This is a genomic window from Mycobacterium sp. OTB74 (genome assembly GCF_029892685.1).
Lineage (GTDB): Bacteria > Actinomycetota > Actinomycetes > Mycobacteriales > Mycobacteriaceae > Mycobacterium.
Map to the genome: position 1 here is coordinate 106,813 of NZ_JARXVD010000015.1, position 18,472 is coordinate 125,284.

General features: G+C 64.0%; 21 protein-coding genes. 10 read left to right on the top strand and 11 right to left on the bottom strand.

The annotated features are described in order from the left end of the window. Window positions 1-27: 27 nt before the first annotated feature. The gene (locus M2432_RS19645) at window positions 28-837 is read left to right on the top strand and encodes a carbon-nitrogen hydrolase family protein (protein ID WP_280828501.1); all 810 of its coding nucleotides are present in this window, start codon (window positions 28-30) and stop codon (window positions 835-837) included. Continuing rightward, entirely contained in the window at window positions 834-1,811 is a 978-nt protein-coding gene (locus M2432_RS19650) for a DUF2993 domain-containing protein (protein WP_280828502.1), read from the top strand. The genes M2432_RS19645 and M2432_RS19650 overlap by 4 nt, the downstream gene beginning before the upstream one ends. 70 nt (window positions 1,812-1,881) lie before the next feature. On the opposite strand, the gene deoC is transcribed toward M2432_RS19650, so the two are convergent. From deoC to M2432_RS19680, 6 genes are all read right to left on the bottom strand, one after another. Next, window positions 1,882-2,553, bottom strand: a complete 672-nt coding sequence (gene deoC / locus M2432_RS19655; RefSeq protein ID WP_280828503.1) for a deoxyribose-phosphate aldolase — start codon at window positions 2,551-2,553, stop codon at window positions 1,882-1,884. After that, complete coding sequence (locus M2432_RS19660) at window positions 2,554-3,000, bottom strand: DUF2599 domain-containing protein (RefSeq protein ID WP_280828504.1); 447 nt, start codon at window positions 2,998-3,000, stop codon at window positions 2,554-2,556. Between the two features lie 3 nt (window positions 3,001-3,003). Continuing rightward, on the bottom strand, window positions 3,004-3,288 hold the full coding sequence (locus tag M2432_RS19665; RefSeq protein ID WP_280828505.1) for a DUF2516 family protein: 285 nt from the start codon (window positions 3,286-3,288) through the stop codon (window positions 3,004-3,006). Between the two features lie 43 nt (window positions 3,289-3,331). After that, window positions 3,332-3,961: a heparin-binding hemagglutinin gene (locus tag M2432_RS19670; RefSeq protein WP_280828506.1), complete on the bottom strand. Its 630-nt coding sequence runs from the start codon at window positions 3,959-3,961 to the stop codon at window positions 3,332-3,334. Window positions 3,962-4,009: 48 nt separating this feature from the next. Then, a complete protein-coding gene (locus M2432_RS19675) occupies window positions 4,010-4,507 on the bottom strand; it encodes a helix-turn-helix transcriptional regulator (RefSeq protein ID WP_280828507.1) in 498 nt (165 codons plus the stop codon). Window positions 4,508-4,608: 101 nt separating this feature from the next. Further along, complete coding sequence (locus tag M2432_RS19680) at window positions 4,609-5,880, bottom strand: DUF445 domain-containing protein (RefSeq protein WP_280828556.1); 1,272 nt, start codon at window positions 5,878-5,880, stop codon at window positions 4,609-4,611. 149 nt (window positions 5,881-6,029) lie between these two features. Between M2432_RS19680 and M2432_RS19685 the strand changes: the two genes are divergently transcribed. Beyond that, window positions 6,030-6,761: a TetR/AcrR family transcriptional regulator gene (locus tag M2432_RS19685; RefSeq protein WP_280828557.1), complete on the top strand. Its 732-nt coding sequence runs from the start codon at window positions 6,030-6,032 to the stop codon at window positions 6,759-6,761. Next, window positions 6,751-7,611, top strand: a complete 861-nt coding sequence (locus tag M2432_RS19690; RefSeq protein ID WP_280828508.1) for a polyphosphate kinase 2 family protein — start codon at window positions 6,751-6,753, stop codon at window positions 7,609-7,611. The genes M2432_RS19685 and M2432_RS19690 overlap by 11 nt, the downstream gene beginning before the upstream one ends. 53 nt (window positions 7,612-7,664) lie before the next feature. On the opposite strand, the gene M2432_RS19695 is transcribed toward M2432_RS19690, so the two are convergent. The 4 genes from M2432_RS19695 to M2432_RS19710 all read right to left on the bottom strand — a co-directional run bounded on the left by M2432_RS19695 (window position 7,665) and on the right by M2432_RS19710 (window position 12,042). Next, on the bottom strand, window positions 7,665-8,537 hold the full coding sequence (locus tag M2432_RS19695; RefSeq protein WP_280828509.1) for a cyclopropane mycolic acid synthase family methyltransferase: 873 nt from the start codon (window positions 8,535-8,537) through the stop codon (window positions 7,665-7,667). A 164-nt stretch (window positions 8,538-8,701) separates the two neighbouring features. Beyond that, window positions 8,702-9,562 carry a 3-hydroxybutyryl-CoA dehydrogenase gene (locus M2432_RS19700; RefSeq protein WP_280828510.1) on the bottom strand — a complete coding sequence of 287 codons (861 nt, stop codon included), beginning with the start codon at window positions 9,560-9,562 and terminating at the stop codon, window positions 8,702-8,704. A gap of 131 nt (window positions 9,563-9,693) precedes the next feature. Next, window positions 9,694-10,986 (bottom strand): isocitrate lyase, encoded by a 1,293-nt coding sequence (aceA, locus tag M2432_RS19705; protein WP_280828511.1) that lies wholly within the window; start codon window positions 10,984-10,986, stop codon window positions 9,694-9,696. 279 nt (window positions 10,987-11,265) lie between these two features. Continuing rightward, window positions 11,266-12,042 (bottom strand): acyl-[acyl-carrier-protein] thioesterase, encoded by a 777-nt coding sequence (locus M2432_RS19710; RefSeq protein ID WP_280828558.1) that lies wholly within the window; start codon window positions 12,040-12,042, stop codon window positions 11,266-11,268. Between the two features lie 122 nt (window positions 12,043-12,164). Here M2432_RS19710 and ramB point away from each other — a divergent pair, with 122 nt between their 5' ends. From ramB to M2432_RS19740, 6 genes are all read left to right on the top strand, one after another. Further along, window positions 12,165-13,580 carry an acetate metabolism transcriptional regulator RamB gene (gene ramB / locus M2432_RS19715; protein WP_280828512.1) on the top strand — a complete coding sequence of 472 codons (1,416 nt, stop codon included), beginning with the start codon at window positions 12,165-12,167 and terminating at the stop codon, window positions 13,578-13,580. Between the two features lie 39 nt (window positions 13,581-13,619). Beyond that, window positions 13,620-14,834, top strand: coding sequence for a DUF4185 domain-containing protein (locus M2432_RS19720; RefSeq protein WP_280828513.1), 1,215 nt, complete (start codon window positions 13,620-13,622; stop codon window positions 14,832-14,834). 114 nt (window positions 14,835-14,948) lie between these two features. After that, window positions 14,949-15,242: a type VII secretion target gene (locus M2432_RS19725; RefSeq protein WP_280828514.1), complete on the top strand. Its 294-nt coding sequence runs from the start codon at window positions 14,949-14,951 to the stop codon at window positions 15,240-15,242. 4 nt (window positions 15,243-15,246) lie between these two features. Then, window positions 15,247-16,851 carry a DUF4185 domain-containing protein gene (locus M2432_RS19730; protein ID WP_280828515.1) on the top strand — a complete coding sequence of 535 codons (1,605 nt, stop codon included), beginning with the start codon at window positions 15,247-15,249 and terminating at the stop codon, window positions 16,849-16,851. Window positions 16,852-16,895: 44 nt separating this feature from the next. Beyond that, window positions 16,896-17,390 (top strand): hypothetical protein, encoded by a 495-nt coding sequence (locus tag M2432_RS19735; protein WP_280828516.1) that lies wholly within the window; start codon window positions 16,896-16,898, stop codon window positions 17,388-17,390. 181 nt (window positions 17,391-17,571) lie between these two features. Beyond that, window positions 17,572-18,120, top strand: a complete 549-nt coding sequence (locus M2432_RS19740; protein ID WP_280828517.1) for a carboxymuconolactone decarboxylase family protein — start codon at window positions 17,572-17,574, stop codon at window positions 18,118-18,120. 78 nt (window positions 18,121-18,198) lie between these two features. Here the strand turns inward: M2432_RS19740 and M2432_RS19745 are convergent, their stop codons facing one another. Then, on the bottom strand, window positions 18,199-18,471 hold the full coding sequence (locus M2432_RS19745; protein ID WP_280828518.1) for a hypothetical protein: 273 nt from the start codon (window positions 18,469-18,471) through the stop codon (window positions 18,199-18,201). Window position 18,472: the final 1 nt, after the last annotated feature.

The window sequence follows — 18,472 nt, forward strand, 5'->3', positions numbered from 1 at the left end:
TGGGTCAGCTGGCGCTACCCTGCGAGTATGCGAATCGCCTTGGTGCAGATCAACACCGGCACCGACCCGTCGGCAAACCTGAAACTCGTCGACGAGTACACCGCCAGCGCCGCCGCTGCCGGAGCCCGCCTGGTGCTGTTCCCGGAGGCCACCATGTGCCGATTCGGGGTGCCACTGGCGCCGGTCGCCGAACCGCTGGACGGGCCGTGGGCCACCGCCGTCCGCGATATCGCCGCACGTCAGGGCGTCACGGTCGTCGCGGGCATGTTCTGCCCGTCGGGTGACGGCCGGGTGACCAATACCCTTATCGCCACTGGTCCCGGCGTCGAGGCGCACTACCACAAAATCCACCTGTACGACGCGTTCGGGTTCACCGAATCAAGAACGGTCGCACCGGGTTTCGATCCGGTCGTGATCGACGTCGAAGGTCTCAAGGTGGGCCTGAGCACCTGCTATGACATTCGTTTCCCCCAGCTGTTCCTGGAGCTGGCCCGCCTCGGCGCGCAATTGCTGACAGTGCACGCCTCGTGGGCGTCCGGTCCGGGAAAGCTGGACCAGTGGACGTTGCTGGCCCGCGCCCGCGCGCTGGACACCACCAGCATCGTGGCCGCCGTCGACCAGCCCTATCCCGGCGACGAACTCGCCAAACAGGGACCGACCGGTACCGGAGGCTCACTGGTGGCCTCCCCGACCGGGAACATTGTCGCCCAGGCCGGCAGTGCGCCCGAGCTGCTGATCGTCGACACCGACCTCACCACCGTCGACCAGGCACGGGACAGCATCGCAGTACTGCGCAACCGCACAGATTTCGCCCGTAAGGCAGAATCGCGGAGGTGACTGATCCCTGGGCCCGTCCGGCCAACGACGAAGCTGCACCATCCGCGGAGTCCGAGCTGCCTTTAACACCGGCACAGACACCAGCACCGGCGCAACAAGGCCAACCGGTCTACGCCCAATCCGCGGAGCCCCCGCCCGGCCACGCCGCACCGGCAACCGCAGTGCTGCCCACGCAGCACGCCGCACCGCAGGAGATACCGGCCACCGACCCGTCGGCCAAGAAGCCCAGGGGTGGCGGCATCAAGCGCTTCTTCAGTGACCCGCTGTCGCTGATCCTCATCATCGTCATCGCCCTGGCGCTCGCCGTGGCCGGCGTCATCGGTGGCGAGGCGTACGCCCGCAACCGCGGTGACTCGGTGGTGGCGCAGGCGGTGCAGTGTGTCGTGCAGGACAAGGTCGACGTGTCATTCGGGGCACGGCCGTTCCTGTGGCAGGTAGCCACCGGCCATTACGACAACATCTCGGTGAGCACAGCCGGTAACCAGATCCGGTTCGCCAAGGGCATGAAGGCCCAAATCTCCATCGACGACGTCAAGCTGAACAAGACGGCCAACTCGTCGGGCACCATCGGTGCGCTCAACGCGACCGTCACCTGGTCGGCCGACGGCATCAAGCAGACCATCGCCAACACGGTCCCCGTGCTGGGCGGGCTGGTCAGCGACGTCAGCACCGACCCGTCGTCGGGAACCATCCAGTTGCAGGCCCCGCTGACCAAGATCGTGGCCAAGCCGACGGTTGTCGACGGTGGCGTCTCGTTGAAGGTTCTGCAGCTGAGCGGCCTGGGCGTGATGCTGCCGCACGAGTCCATCCAGCCCGCCCTGGATGCGTTCGCCGCGCAGTTGACCAAGGACTACCCGCTGAACATCCACGTCGACAGCGTCCAGGTGACCGATACCGGCGTGATCGCCAAGTTCTCCACCCAGAACGCCACCATGCCGCTGGGTACTCAGGACGCCTGCTTCTCTGGGCTCTGACCCTTCAGCCAGACAGCGATTTGTACACGATTTTCCGCGCTAACCGCGGATGTTCGTGCACAAATCGCGGCTAACCCAGCCCGTCGAGAACCGCGCGCGTCCCGGACAGGCCGAGTCGGGTGGCACCCGCATCGAGCATGGCCACGGCGTCGGCGGCAGTGCGGATTCCCCCGCTGGCCTTGATGCCCAGCCCGCGGCCCCCGACCGTGGCAGCCATGATCTGCACCGCCTCGACCGAGGCTCCACCGGCAGGGTGGAAACCGGTGGAGGTCTTCACGAAATCAGCACCCGCGTCTGCCGCGGCCAGGCACACGTCGACCAGGGTCTGCGGGCTCGCCAGCGTCAGCAGAGCGGCCGATTCGACGATCACCTTCAGCACCGCGCCGGGCACGGCGGCCCGCACCGCCGCGATGTCGGCGCCTACCGCGCTGAAGTCACCGGCGACGGCCGCGCCGACGTCGATCACCATGTCGACCTCGTGCGCACAGGCTTGGACTGCCTGCGCCGCTTCGGCCGCTTTGATCGCCGAAACATGCTTGCCCGACGGGAATCCCACGACAGTGGCGATCAAGATCTTCGCGGGCACGTCGACCGCACCGAGCATCGACGGCGATACGCACACCGCACAGACCCCGAGTTCGGCTGCCTCTCGACTGAGCGCGGCGACGTCAGCGGTGGTCGCTTCGGGCTTGAGCAGGGTGTGGTCGACCAGTGCGGCCACCTGTTCGCGCGACCAACTCATCTAAAAGGGCTCCTCCGCATCGCCTGGGTTGCAGCGTGTCCGCACCATCGTCTGGTCGTCCACGACGGGCCGCCAAGGCTCCAGGTTCCAGCTGGTCTTGCCCGGTGAGGCGGCTTCGGCAAAGTACCAGTGGCACAAGAACTGCGCGCGCATGCCAGGGGTGGCGGCGTCCGGGGCGTCGGCCAGCACCTCGGACCACGCTTCGTCGCCTTGCTTACTTATCGGCCCGGAGGCCAGGCGGCCGGCCCGCGTGGGGTACACCCGCAAGCTGGACTTGTGGCCGCCGTAGGTCACCCATTGGGTGTGATCGATGTACGGCGGCGCCGGAACCGGTTGTGGAGGAACCGGTTGCGGAGGCTGGGCCTCAGCGGGCGGCGCGGTGACTAGTCCGGCGGCGAATCCGCTGATGCATAGTGCCGAGAGCCCGGCAGTCAACCAGCGGTACACGGGTTACCGCGATTTCCCTTGCACTTCAAGAAGTTTGGGCCGCACGTCGACCAGATAGACGCCGGCGGCGCAGGCCGCGATGGCTGCCCCGACGGGCGGGCCGATGAAGTAGCCCAGGACGGCGGCGCCACCGAGGATGGCCAGCCACACCGGCTTGGTCAGCTTGTCGACCGCCGTATAGGCATCCGAGCGTTGTAGGGAGGCATGAACAAACGCGTAGACCGTGGTGACGAGCACCGCGATCTGCAATACGAAAAGGACGTAACCCACAAGGCCCTGAAGCTGCACGCTCTCAAGCCTATGTGGGTTACGTCCTTGACGTCGAACCTACTTACTTCTGGGTGACCTTCTTGGCCGGAGCGGCCTTCTTGGCCGGAGCCTTGGCAGCGGCCTTGGCCGGGGCAGCCTTCTTGGGCGGAGCCTTGGGAGCAGCCTTGGCTGGGGCAGCCTTCTTGGCCGCAGCGTCGGTCTTGGCCGGCAGCTCGACGCCCACCAGCTTGGCAGCGCGCTCACCCACGGCGCGGGTCTGCGAAGCGACGGTGCCCAGTGCTTCCTGGGTCAGCTCTACTGCCTGGTCGGTGACGCTCTCGACGCGGTCGACGGCGCTCTCGATGGCAGGCTGGTTGCGCAGGCGCTCCAGGGCGGCCTCGCCACGCTCGACCAGCTTGTTGTAGGTGGCGGTGGCGTTCTCCGCGTAGCTCTCGGCGGCCTTGCGCAGCTCGTCGGTGCTCAGCTTCTCGCGCAGTTCCTCAACCTGGGTGGGCAGCTCTTCCTGCAGCTTGGTCAGGCGGGCACGGCCCTCTTCGACGCGCGCATTGGCGTCGCTGCGGGCCTCTTCGGCACGCTCACGCAGGCTCGCAACGATCTCGTTGACGGCGGCCAGGGCCAGGTCTGCGGCGCCGACGGCGGCGAGCAGCGGGGCTTTGAGGTCTTCGATGGTGGGCTGAGTGTTCTCGGCCATGTTCAGTGTTTCCTTTCTGGATTACTTCAGCGGTCAGTCGGCCAGGGATCAGTCTTCGATCCGCTGGTGAGTGTCAGTTGTGGTCTGCTCCTCACGTGCGGCTGTCAGTTCGGGCTGGTCAGGAGGATTTTTCGGAGCGGCCTCGTCGTTGGGGCCAACCTCCTCGACTGGGCGGGCAAGCGCCTCGTTCTGCTGCCGGAACGAGGCGTAGATATCCAGCAGCACCTGCTTCTGCCGTTCGGTGATCGCCTCGTCGGCGATGACTGCGTCGCGCACCTCACCTGCTGAGCTCGGCTCCAAAATCCCGGCTCGCACGTAGAGCACCTCGGCCGATACCCGCAGCGCCTTGGCGATTTGGTTCAGCACGTCCGCGGAAGGCTTGCGCAGTCCGCGTTCGATTTGGCTGAGGTAAGGGTTGCTGACGCCTGCTTTCTCGGCCAATTGACGGACCGAGACCTGCGCTGCTTCACGCTGAGCACGAATGAAGCTGCCGATGTCTTGCGCGGCGTTGGACACGACGGCTGCGAGGTCTCCATCCTGCGCCATGTCCGGCTCCTGAGGTGTCTGTGCTGCGTGTTTGGTATCCGCAAGCGCTATAAACCACCGTACGACCGGGTGCTAACTATTGCAAGCAGTAGCTAGCACACCTAGAAAGCCAGTTGCGCCAGCGAATAGATCACCAGTCCGGCCAGCGACCCGACAACCGTACCGTTGATCCTGATGAACTGCAGGTCACGGCCCACATACAGCTCAATCCGGCGGCTCGCTTCTTCCGCATCCCAACGCTCGATGGTCTCGGTGATGATCGCTGTGATCTCCGTCCCGTACTGCGCCACGAGGTGCTTTGCTCCACGAATCAGCCAGTCGTCGACCTTGTCCCGTAGATCGGCGTCGTCCCGTAGTGATTCCCCGATCCGGACAACTGAATCGGCGATCCGCGTACGCAGCGCCGACGACGGATCGTCGACGGACTCCAGGATGATCCGTTTGGCGGCAGTCCACGCCGTCTCAGCAGCCCGCGCGACCTCATCGCGCGCCATGATCTGTTCCTTCACCCGCTCGGCGCGCGCAATGGTGTCCGGGTCGTGCTGCAGATCGCCGGCGAAGTCGAACAGGAACTTGGTGGCCGACCGGCGCAGTTCATGGTCGGGGTTGCGCCGCACCTTGTCGGTGAAGTCCATCAGCTCGCGGTGGATGCGGTCACCCACCAGGTGATCCACCCAGCGCGGCGACCAGGTCGGCGAGTCCCGCTCGATCACGCGCTCGATGATCTCGCCCGCATTCAGCGACCACTGGAACGCCCGGTCGGCCAGCATCTGCAACAGCGCCTCCTGCCGCCGTTCGGCCAGCAGGCTCTCCAGCACCCGGCCGATCGGCGGACCCCACTGCGGTTCGGCGATGCGCTTGACGATCATCCGGTCCAGCACATGCTGCACGTCCTCGTCGCGCAGCATCTCCACCAGTACCCGCAGCGCCGTCGAGGCCTCGCTGGCCACCCGGGTGGCATGGGTCGGCTCGGACAGCCATTTACCCACCCGTCCGGCAACCTGTGCGTCCCGCAACTTGGTCTCGATCACCTCGGGCGACATGAAGTTCTGTCGTACGAAGGTGCCCAAGCCCTCGCCCAGTTGGTCCTTCTTGTGTTTGATGATCGCGGTGTGCGGAATCGGCAATCCCAACGGATGGCGGAACAGCGCTGTAACGGCGAACCAGTCAGCCAGGCCACCGACCATGCCTGCCTCGGCCGCGGCACGCACATAGCCGATCCACGCCGCGGGATGCGGCCCGGTGTGGGCCTGCAGCAACGTACAGAGCGCGAAGATCAGCGTCGCACCGAGAAGGAAACTTAGCGCAACAAACTTCATTCGGCGCAGGTCACGACGCCGCTCGTCGTCCGCGGCCGCGTCGGCCCCGGCGATGGATTCGGCGAAACTCGGGCGCGAATCGCGCTGCGCGCCTGGTCTCGAATTGAGTCCAGCGCCCGCACTCGGTCGGTGTGCCACGCCTTCCATCATCCTGCATGGCTCTGACCGATGCCCCGTATTATCAAGCTGATCTAGCGGAACGGATGACGGCGACAGTGGCACAGCAGAACGCACCAGCCGCGGCAAAAGCCGATGGGCGCAAACGACGCTGGCACAAACACAAAGTCGACCGCCGCAACGAACTGGTGGACGGCACTCTTGAAGCCGTCCGACGCCGTGGCAGCAACGTCAGCATGGACGAGATCGCCGCTGAGATCGGCGTGTCGAAGACCGTCCTCTACCGCTACTTCGTCGACAAGAACGATCTGACCACCGCGGTGATGATGCGCTTCGCACAGACCACGCTGATCCCCAATATGGCCTCCGCGCTCACGTCAAACCTCGACGGCTTCGAGCTGACCCGGGAGATCATCCGGGTGTACGTCGACACCGTGGCCGCTGAACCCGAGATCTACCCGTTCGTGATGGCCAACAGTTCGGCCAGCAAGAGCAAGGCGGTCGCCGACTCCGAGCACATCATCGCGAGGATGCTCGCGGTGATGCTCCGCCGACGTATGGCGGAAGTCGGCATGGACACCAGCGGCGCCCAGGCCTGGGCGTTCCACACCGTCGGCGGCGTCCAGCTGGCAACCCACTCCTGGATGTCCAACCCGCGAATGACCGCTGAGGAACTGATCGACTACCTGACCATGCTTTCCTGGAACGCCTTGTGCGGCATCGTGGAAGTGGGCGGTTCACTCGCAATCTTCAACTCTCGGCCGCATCCCTCCCCCGCACTGCCTCGGCACCTGCTTGACTCATCCGGTGACCACTGACCTTCCATCGCTGTGGACCCATGAACCGCATCGCCACTTGGAGTTCCGCCCCGGCAAGCGCGTGACCGATATCGATCCGGATGCCACGCCCGGCTTCCGCGGCGATAAGTCCGACGCTCCGGACCTACAGGAGCAGCGCAATGCCCGATTCGCAGAACTGCAGGAGATGCTCTACGCGTCCAGCAAGTCAGGCGACTCCCGCGCGGTGCTGCTGGTGCTGCAGGGCATGGACACTGCAGGCAAGGGCGGCATCGTCAAACATGTTGTAGGAGCTGGCAATCCACAGGGCATCCGGTACACCAGCTTCGGCAAGCCCACTCCCGAGGAGTTGTCGCACCACTACCTGTGGCGGATTCACAAGGCGCTTCCGCCGGCCGGACACATCGGGGTTTTCGACCGGTCGCACTACGAGGATGTGCTGGTGGTCCGGGTTCACAACCTGGTGCCACCTAACGTCTGGGGTGCCCGATACGACGAGATCAACACATTCGAACGTGAATTGCTCGACACCGGAACGACTCTGATCAAAGTGGCGATGTTCGTCTCGCTGGACGAGCAGAAGCGCCGACTTCAGGAACGACTCGACCGGCCGGACAAATACTGGAAGTACAACCCCGCCGATATAGACGAGCGCCTGCTGTGGCCGTCATACCAAGAGGCTTATCAGGCCATGTTGGACCGCACGTCCACCGAGTACGCACCGTGGCATGTGGTGCCGTGCAACCGCAAATGGTATTCCCGGCTGGCCATCACCGAGCTACTGATCGAAGCGCTCGAGGGTCTCGGATTATCTTGGCCCGCGGCCACTTTCGATGTCGAGGCGGAGAAGAAGCGGCTGGATCAGGCCTGAGTGCGCAAACGGAAGCCGCCCCCGACGGCGTCGGGGGCGGCTTCCGCGAAGAACTACTTGACCAGCGTGAACTGGCCGATGTTGGTGATACCGCGACGGAAGAAGTCCGCGCAACCGGTCAGGTACTTCATGTAGCGGTCGTAGACCTCCTGGCCCTGCAGGGCGATGGCCTCGTCCTTGGCCGCCGCCAGGTTGGCCGCCCACATGTCCAGCGTGCGCGCGTAGTGCGGCCGCAGCAGGTGTGTGCGCTCCAGGGTGAAGCCCGATCCGGCAGCGAGCTGTTCGATGTCCTCGACGGCCGGCAGCTGCCCACCGGGGAAGATCTCTTCGCCGATGAACTTCATGAACTTCAGGTCGCTGATGGTGAGCTTGATGCCGTTCTCACGGAAGAACTGCTGGGTGTGCGCCAGGATGGTGTGCAGCAGCATCCGGCCGCCGGCGGGCAGGATGCTGTAGGCGCGCTCGAAGAAGATCGGGTACCGCTCAGCCTTGAAGGCTTCGAAGGCGCCAATCGAAACGATGCGGTCGACCGGCTGGTTGAACTCTTCCCAGCCCTGCATCCGAATCTCGATGCTGCGGTTGGTGTCGATCTTGGCAAGCCGCTCACGGGCGTACTCGGACTGCTCCTTGCTCAGCGTGATGCCGATGACATTCACGTCGAATTTGGTGATGGCGCGCTCCAGCGCACCACCCCAGCCACAACCGATATCGAGCAGGGTCATACCGGGCTTCAGGTCCAGCTTGCCCAGCGCCAGGTCGAACTTGGCGTTCTGAGACTCCTCGAGGTTCATGTCCTCGCGCTCGTAGTAGCCACAGGTGTAGCCCATGGTCGGTCCCAGCCACAGCGCGAAAAACTCGTTCGAGATGTCGTAAATCGACTGCGACTCTTCGTAGTACGGGGCAAGATGAGTATCGGCTTGTGCCATTTCGGTATCTATCCTTTGCGCTATTTTCCGCTGGCGTGGGCGGCGTTACCGCGGTGTGCTGTGGCGAAAATTGCCAAACACGCACGTGCCCAGACGGGCCCAGCGAAATTCAACCCGCTCGCAAGGTTAACGAAATTTGGGGCCAGGCTCCAATCCGGAACCTGTCAATATCTATAGAAGCCTTTGCCGGATTTCTTACCCAACTGCCCGGCCTCGACCATCCGGAGCAACAGCGGCGGGGCAGCGTAAAGAGGCTCCTTGTATTCGTCGTACATCGAGTCGGCGATCAGCTTCATCGTGTCGAGTCCTACCAGGTCAGCGAGCTTTAGCGGGCCCATCGGGTGCGACAGTCCCGCCACCACAGCGGTGTCGATGTCCTCGACGGTGGCAAAACCCGACTCGGCCATCCGGATGGCCGCCAGCAGGTAAGGCACCAACAGGAAGTTAACGACGAAGCCCGAGCGGTCCGAAGCGCACACAACCTTTTTGCCCAGCGTGTGGCCGGCGAAGGCTTCGACCCGAGCGGCGGCCTCGGGGTTGGTGGTGACCGAGGAGATCAGCTCGACCAGCGGCAGCACCGGCACCGGGTTGAAGAAATGAAGACCCAGCACCCGCTGCGGGTTCTTGGTGGCCGCGGCGATCCGCATGATCGGGATGGACGAGGTGTTCGACGCCAGCACCGCGTCGGGGTCCGTGATGATCTCGTCGAGTTGGGAGAACACCTTGGCCTTGACGTTGACGTCCTCGACGATGGCCTCGATGACCAGCTGGCGGTCGGCCATGTCTTTCAGATCGGTGGTGAAGCTCAGCCGGGCCAGGGCCGCGTCGCGGTCAGCCTCGGTCAGCTTGCCCTTCTTGACCGCGTTGTCCAGAGACTTGGTGATCCGCTCACGACCGGCGGTGGTCAGTTGCTCGGTCGGCTCGAACGCCAGGACCTGTGCGCCCGACTTGATACAGACCTCGGCGATGCCGCCGCCCATCTGCCCGGCCCCGATGACCCCAACTCGTTCGATTGCGTTGCTCACCCTTGTCCTCTCGGATCGTCTCGTCGCATCTGAAGATATGCGACAGGCCCCGCCCAAGAATTCTGAGCGGGGCCTGTCGTGTCAAGCCGTACTGCTTAGTGGCTCCGGCCTATCGGTTCCACTTCGCAAGCTCAGTGGAACTGGCCCTCTTCGGTCGAGCCCTTCAGAGCTGCGGTCGAGGTGTTCGGGTCCACGGTGGTGGCGATCTTGTCGAAGTAGCCGGCACCGACCTCGCGCTGGTGCTTGGTGGCGGTGTAGCCACGGGCCTCAGACGCGAACTCGCGCTCCTGAAGGTCGACGTAGGCGGTCATGCCCTCGCGGGCGTAGCCGTAGGCCAGGTCGAACATCGAGTAGTTCAGCGCGTGGAAGCCGGCCAGGGTGATGAACTGGAACTTGAAGCCCATGGCACCCAGCTCCTTCTGGAACTTCGCGATGGTCGCGTCGTCCAGGTGCTGCTTCCAGTTGAAGGACGGGCTGCAGTTGTAGGCCAGCAGCTGGTCCGGGAACTCGCTCTTGACGGCCTCGGCGAACTTACGGGCGACCTCCAGGTCCGGCACACCGGTTTCCATCCAGATCAGGTCGGCGTACGGGGCGTAGGCCTTGGCACGCGCGATGCAGGGCTCGATGCCCTTCTGGACGTTGTAGAAGCCCTCGGAGGTGCGATCGCCGGTCACGAACGGCTTGTCGCGGTCGTCGACGTCCGAGGTGATCAGGGTGGCGGCCTCGGCGTCGGTGCGGGCGATGACGACGGTCGGGGTGTTCGCGACGTCAGCGGCCAGACGGGCCGAGGTCAGGGTGCGGATGTGCTGCTGGGTCGGGATCAGCACCTTGCCACCGAGGTGGCCGCACTTCTTCTCCGAAGCCAGCTGGTCTTCCCAGTGGGTACCCGCGGCACCAGCGGCGATCATCGCCTTCTGCAGCTCGTAGACGTTCAGCGCGCCACCGAAGCCGGCCTCGCCGTCGGCGACGATCGGCACCAGCCAGTTGTCGACGCTCTTGTCGCCCTCGACGCGGGCGATCTCGTCGGCACGCAGCAGCGCGTTGTTGATTCGACGGACGACGGCCGGCACCGAGTTCGCCGGGTACAGGCTCTGGTCCGGGTAGGTGTGGCCGGACAGGTTCGCGTCACCGGCGACCTGCCAACCCGACAGGTAGATGGCCTTCAGGCCGGCGCGGACCTGCTGCACGGCCATGTTGCCGGTCAGGGCGCCCAGGGCGTTGATGTACGAGTCGTCGCCCTTGTTGACGGCGTCCCAGAGGATCTCGGCGCCACGACGCGCAAGGGTGTTCTCCTCGACGACGCTGCCCTGCAGCTCCTCAACCTGAGCGGCGGTGTAGTCGCGGGTGATGCCCTTCCAGCGGGGGTTGGTGTCCCAGTCCTGCTGAATCTCAGCGGCGGTACGTGGCTGACCGACGTTCGACATGGTGGCTGCTCCTTCGTGTGCCCGCGTCGCTTGGGCGCCAAGATTCAAGCTGATTGTTAACGCTTCGGCGACTTCGCTTATGTGCTGAAACGACGATGGCATAGCACATACGTGCAGGTCCAGCCGTTTCAGATGCCAACTTTCGCCAAGGAGCATGGCTAACTTGCAAAGTTTGCAAATTTGCTAACCGGCTTAACCGGTTCAGTTATTACCGTCCGGTAACACGTTTTCGCTGGTCAGTACGCCCGTACTGTTAAAACTTCCGAGGTTCCCCCGGGGTCACAGGGCGAAGATGCAGGCGACCGCTTTGACCTCGTCGCCGACCACATATGTGAGCGTTATAACAGCGCGGTCAGCGAGCTCCGGACCGAATTTGTCCGTCGATCCGGCGGGGTGTTCGTGGGTGATGATCTCCAGCCGCTCGCCTAACGCCACCGCGGCATCGTGCTCGATGGTGACTCGCACCGGCGCCTTGAGCAGTTCCGGGCGGTGGGTTTGCAGATAGTCCTCGACCACCGACCAGTACACGGAGTTGTTCATGTGGTCGAACATGTCGATGTCGCTGACGCGAACCGGGTAGTCGACAGTACGGGTGGCATCGTCGCGGCCGCCGGCCTTCAGGTAGGACTTCCAGCGCAGCCGGTCGGTGGTCGCTGTCCGCTTCAAACCGGAGACGAAATCGTCCGAGATACGGGACGGACCGCGCGTCTCGCGGTTGATGTTGATCCAGAACGCCTCGGACTCCATGAGCCCGCTCTTCCGCCCGTCTATGCGCACGCGCATCTCGCACCAGCGGTTCGAGGTGCCCGAACACCAGCGGCGCAGCCGCAGCCGGTCCTGGAAGTTGATCGGCTCGATCAGGTCGACCATGGTGCGCCGGACGATCCACAGCGGGTGAACGGCCTCGTAGCCGAGCTGACACAGCTGGTCGGAGCCGACGTCCTGGATGTGCCGGCAGGCCGCATCGAACCGCAACCGGCCTTCGCGGTCCACATCGGCGCCCCGCAGCGGCCAGCCGGTATCGAAGACGTCGGGATGTCCTTCGGGGACCGGCATCAGCGTCTTGGCCACGCCAGTGGTTGCTTCTGCGGTATCGCTCGCCACGGCCCGATACTGCCACAGCACCGATAAAGCCAATTCTGCAAAGGTGAAATTCACAATGTTGCTATTGTGGCTGGGTGGCGAAGACATTCGTTGGCTCGCGCGTGCGTCAACTCCGGGGAGAACGGGGTTTTAGCCAGGCCGCACTGGCCCAGATGCTCGACATATCTCCTAGCTATCTCAATCAGATCGAGCACGACGTGCGGCCGCTGTCTGTGTCGGTTCTGCTTCGCATCACCGAGGTGTTCGGGGTCGACGCCACCTTTTTCGCCTCCCAAGACGACACCCGGCTGGTCGCCGAGCTGCGCGAAGCCACCATGGACCAGGACCTCAACCTCGACGTCGATATCGCCGAGATCGCCGACCTGGTCAGCACCCACCCGACACTGGCCCGCGCCATGGTGAATCTGCACCGGCGCTACCGGCTGGCCACCACTCAGCTGGCCGCGGCCACCGAGGACCGGTTCTCCGACGGCAGCGGCAGCGGGTCTATCACCATGCCGCACGAGGAAGTTCGCGACTACTTCTACGAGCGCCAGAACTACCTGCACGAACTGGACACAGCCGCAGAGGATTTCATCGTCCGCATGCAGATGAGCCGGGCCGAGCTGTCCCGCGAATTGGCCGAACGGCTCAGCCGGGTGCATGGAGTACGGATCGTGCAGCGACTCTCCCTCGGCGACAACGTGTTACACCGGTACGATCCCGAGACCAAGACGCTGGAGATCGGCGGATACCTATCGTCGGGGCAGTACGTCTTCAAGTTGGCCGCCGAGTTGGCGTACCTCGAGTTCGGCTCTTTGATCGATTCGTTGGTGGCGGAAGGGAACTTCACCAGCGAGGAATCGGTGACGCTGGCCCGAATGGGCCTGGCCAACTACTTTGCCGCCGCAGCAGTGCTGCCCTACGCCCAGTTCCATTCCGTCGCAGAGGATTTCCGCTACGACGTGGAGCGGCTGTCAGCCTACTACTCGGTGAGTTACGAGACCGTCGCGCACCGGCTTTCGACGCTGCAGCGGCCGTCGATGCGTGGGGTGCCGCTGTCGTTCGTCCGGGTCGACCGGGCCGGAAACATGTCAAAGCGCCAGTCCGCCACCGGCTTTCATTTCTCGTCCTCGGGCGGCACCTGCCCGCTGTGGAATGTGTACGAGACGTTCGCCAACCCGGGCAAGATGCAGGTTCAGATAGCCCAGATGCCCGACGGGCGGCACTACATGTGGGTGGCCCGCACCGTCGAACGCCGTGCGGCGCGGTACGGCCAACCGGGAAAGACGTTCGCCATCGGGCTCGGATGCGAACTGCGCCATGCCCATCGGCTCGTCTACTCCGAGGGCCTGGACCTGTCCGGTGGGGCGGCGACGCCAATCGGCGCGGGCTGCCGGGTGTGCGAACGCGACAGCTGCCCGCAGCGGGCATTCCCCGCGTTGGGGCGGGCACTGGATCTCGACGAGCACCGCAGCACGGTCACGCCGTATCTGGTGAAGAAGTCCTGACTCACGGACAAGTAGCGGTCAGATCCATACGATAAGCGGGTGACCAACCCGCTGGAGCGCGCAGCCGCCGCCGCGAAACAGTTCCTGCACAATGTGGCCGACGGGGTTTCGCATGGCCTGGCCGGCCCACCCAGCGAAGACGCCCCCGGAATACCGTCAACCATGTACCCGCTGGCTGCGAACATGTCCGGCAACAGCCCGGGCAACGGACCGGCATTGGCACCCGGGACAGTGAAAAACCTCGGCCCGATCGCAGGTACCGGCGCGCAGCCCGGCATCAGCTCGATCGGGGCGGCTGACCTCGGCGAGATCGTCACATTGCCCAACGGCCGCCTGGTATCGGTGTTCGGCGACTCTTTCAAGGGCAATCGCGTCGGTGGCCCGGACAGCGACCACTACCGCTCGGTTGCGGTGCCGATCGCCGGCTGGGAGAACGACGGCCGCGCCATCTACGGCACGCCCTTCAACGGCACCGGCGGCCCAGGTTCGCCGAACATCCTGTTCCCGCCGCCAAACAACGCGCTCATGCTCGACCCCAACACCAATACCCTGCCGGCCGGTTCAATTCTGGTTGGCGACACCACGTACATGATGGTCGCGGGAACCGCAGCGCTGCATGTCACTGCCGGTTCCTGGCTGGTCCAGGTCACCGACGATCCGGCCGACGGCTGGCACTCGACCCTCGGCTCGTGGCGAGCGGGTGATGCGCCGAACACTCCGAGCCAGATCAGTGGGTACTTGGCCGCTGACGGCATGGTCTACATCGTCGGCGACGCCTTCAACCGAAGCCAGGGCGTCACCCTGTACCGGGTCGACCCGGCCACCGTCACCGACCGCAACTCATGGCAGCCGTGGACCGGAACCAGTTGGGGCGCACCGGGAAACGTGCCTCAGGTCGTCAGCGGGCAACAGACGTTCGGCGAACTCAGTATGCGCCAGGTCGGCAGCTCGACGGTGCTGTCCGGATTCAACAGCACCACGCACGTCTGGCAGGTCGAAGTCCGGGTCGCCGCCGACCCGACGCAACTGTTCGCCGCTGGAACACCGGTTGTTGTTGCCGCACAACAGCACACGCCGACGGACCCCAACTTCGTCTTCCAGCCCTACGGCGGCTACATCGTGCCCGGATCGACGCTGACTAACATGAATCTTCTTGTCAGTCAATGGAATACCGGTAACGATGCGAATGGCGTGCCGCTCGGAGCGCCGTACGACACCCAACAGATGGTCCTCAATGTCGCGAGCTCGAATTGATCGCTGATTGCGGCCGTCCGCACAGGAGACAATCCATTCTGTCCCCCAACAAGATCCAGTTCGCGTCTCAAATTGGCGTAATCTACCCCGGCTTACCGGGCATATGCTCGATTCGTGACCTCTCCGAACCTGCGCGTCGATACAGCGGCGCTGCTCGCACTGGCAGGCCAGCTGGATACCCTCGGAGCCACCTTGAAGCCTGGTGCGGCCAGTGCGCCGGCCGGTCCCGCCGGGCAGCCCAGTGCCATTGCGGTAGGTGAGGTGTCAGCCGGCGTCGATCACGTCGACAACGAATGCTCTACCGCCCTCAAAAATTTCGGCACTAATCTGACTACGGCCGCGTCCGCTTACGAAAGCACCGATACCGCCGGTGCCAGCTTCCTGCACAAAACGATGCCGGGCCGCTAAGGCCATGACCACAGCATTGGCCACGCCGGTACCGACCCGCCCCCAGATCGAAGAGTGGAACACGGACTGCATAACTAGCGCTGCCACCGCATGGGAGCAACGTGCGGCCGCACTCAAAGACGCCTTCGCCAATGCGCAGCACGGACTCGATTCCACGTCCTGGGATGGCCCGGCATCCACTGCGGCCCGAGCACGGATGGCCGCCGATGTCGCGAAAGTCCGCGCCGCCGTGGACCAGCTCGAGCACGCCCGGTCCACCGCGACGAAAGGCGCGCAGTCCATTGCTAATGCAAAGCATCATGCGCAGCAGGCCATCAGCGACGCCGAGGACTGGTTCTTCTCCGTCAGCGACGACCTGACCGTGACCGACCGACTGCCGCGCATCCTGGGTGCACCGATGCTCCTCATCCGCGACCTGATGTCGAAGACATTTCAGGCCACCATTCGCGCCCGCGCGCTGGCACTCGCCTCGATCGACATTCAGGTGGCAGCCGCCTTGAAATTGTTTGCAGCCAAGCTCGACGGTTTCGAGCTTGGTAGCGGGCCTGGCGGCAGGGGTGATAACCCCGCGGTGCCACCGCATGGGGTCAAGAATTTGGGCCCAATCGCCGGTACGGGAGCGCACCCAGGCATCCCGGGCATCGGCGCCGCTGACCTCGGCGAGATCGTGGAGTTGCCCGACGGGCGACTGGTAGCGGTGTTCGGCGATTCGTTCACGGGCGACAAAGTCGGGCCCGAAGACCAGCATTATCGCTCAGTGGCTGTGCCAATCATCGGCTGGGACAAGGACGGCAAACCCATCTTCGGCCAACCGTTCAACAAGATTGGAAAGCCCGGCACGCCGGGCATCTTGTTCCCGCCGCCGCCAGAAGCGCTCAACAAAGACGAGAACACCAACCCGCTTCCCGCAGGCTCGTTCACGGTCAACGGCAAGACGTACATGCTGGTCTCTGGCACCTCAGGGTTGAAGCCGACCGCAGGTTCCTGGCTGGTCGAAGTCTCCAACGATCCGTCCCAAGGCTGGAAGGCTGTTCCTGGGACATGGAAGGAGTGGAAGCCTGGCGATCCGACAGGTGCGCCGACGCAGATCAGCGGCTACCAGGGCAAAGACGGCATGGTGTACATCGCAGCTGATTCCTTCGACCGTAGCCAAGGAGTCAGCATGTACCGCGTCGACCCGGCTGATGTCACCAACCGCGACAAGTGGCAGCCGTGGACCGGGCAAGCGTGGGGGCAGGCTGGGCAGGTACCGGCGGTCGTAAGCCAGCGACAGAACTTTGGCGAGTTGAGTTTCCGGGAAGTCGACGGGCATCCGGTGCTGTCGGGATTCAATAGCACTCCCGGCGTAAATCAGGTCCAGATCCGCGTCGGAGATGACCCGACCAAAATGTTTGAAGCCGGCCGGCCGCCGATCATCGCCGCACAGCAGGACCAGCCCGGCACACCCAATTTCGTCTACCAGCCTTACGGTGGATACATCATGCCAGGATCATCGCTCGATGACTTGAATGTCCTTGTCAGTCAATGGAATACCGGAAAAGATGCTAGCGGCAACCCACTGGGAGCGCCCTACGACACTCAACAGGTCCAAGTCAACGCCGCACCGTAACGCGCTCAGTCGGGGACGCGATAGGCATATCAGGAGGGATTCAAATGAGAGCAGTTATCGGAGCGCTCGCCATCGCCACGACGCCGATCCTGGCTGGAGTAGCCAGTCTGCCCGACTCCCACGCCGACACACCGAAATTTCCCGATATGAGCAAGTACACGGCGGTCAATGTTGCCGATTACGAAGTCGACGCCTCCACGCCAGGCATCCAAGCCACCATGGTCATGTTCCTCACCCCGGACAACATCACCTGCAATTTCATGAATCCACCATCTGCCGGTTGCACCGGAAACAACTTCCCATCAGTCCCACCGGTGGTAAACGGAGTCAGCGCCATTGCAACCGACGCCCCTTTGAGCGCGGGAGATTCTGGGCTCCCCCACTCACCCAACCTCAAAACCCTGCCGCCATTCCACACGATCACCGTCAACGGCGTCACCTGCGGAGTAGACAACGCGCGAACCACCGCGTGCAAAGACACCCAGGGCCGCGGATTCGTCTTGTCCCCCAACGGGTCTGGCTGGCTGCCGCATATCTGAGACCGGCATCAGACTCTCGGCATAAGCGTTTCTGCAACGTGGTACCGCCGGTGATACCACATTCCAGGAACAGATATGAGGGCGCGAGCCGATGCTGAAGTTGCAGCTGTGATTTGAGGTATCCAGTTCAATACACCGGCACAACACCCAACCAGCGCGCTCTGTGACAGACTCGGAAACCGTGAGCACCACTGAGCCGGCACGCATCGAACCCGGCGGATTCCGCGAACTCGGCCCGCTGAACTGGGCCATTGCCAAGCTTGGCGCCAGGGCCATCCGAGCGCCGCGATTCACGCTGTTCAACGTCCTGGGCCAACATCGCCTGCTGTTCCTGGCGTTCCTGCCGTACTCAGGTGTGCTGCTGGGCCGCGGCAAGCTGTCGCGTATGGACACCGAGCTGGTGATTCTGCGGGTCGGGCACCTGCGCGACTGCGAGTACGAGCTGCAGCAGCATCGCCGACTGGCCCGCAGCCGAGGCCTCGATTTCGAAACGCAGGCCCGCATCTTCGAGGGTCCGGACGCCAAGTGGCTGACCGACCGTCAGCGGGTGCTGATCACCGCCACCGACGAATTCGTCATCACCCGGTCCATGTCGGACCAGACGTGGGCGGCGCTGACCAGATTCCTGGACCGTAAGCAGCTCATCGAATTCTGCTTGCTTGCAGGCCAATACGACGCTCTGGCCGCCACAATGGCCACCCTGCGGGTGCCGCTGGACTTTCCGGACTGAGTTCGCTCGCCGAGACTTCGGTTTTTGATGCGACACGCCGGGACGGACGTCAAAAACCGCAATGTTGGCGACAACCGCCTAAAGGTACGTCACCCCGAGCACCCACAACGTCATCAGCACGGGCGCTATCGGCAGACACCACAGGAACGCGGCCGTCGTAATCATCTTGCGCTCCTGGAACTTCCGCGCAAAGTACACCGATGCGCCAGCCCCGACCGCCACCAGAGCGGACACCACCAGCACCCAGGTGCTGACCTCGTCCATGTCCATCGCCAGCGAGATGGCCGCCAGCCACAATGTGTGGCCGACGACCAAACCGCCTATCGCGGCAAGGATATTCGCGCGCTGCACC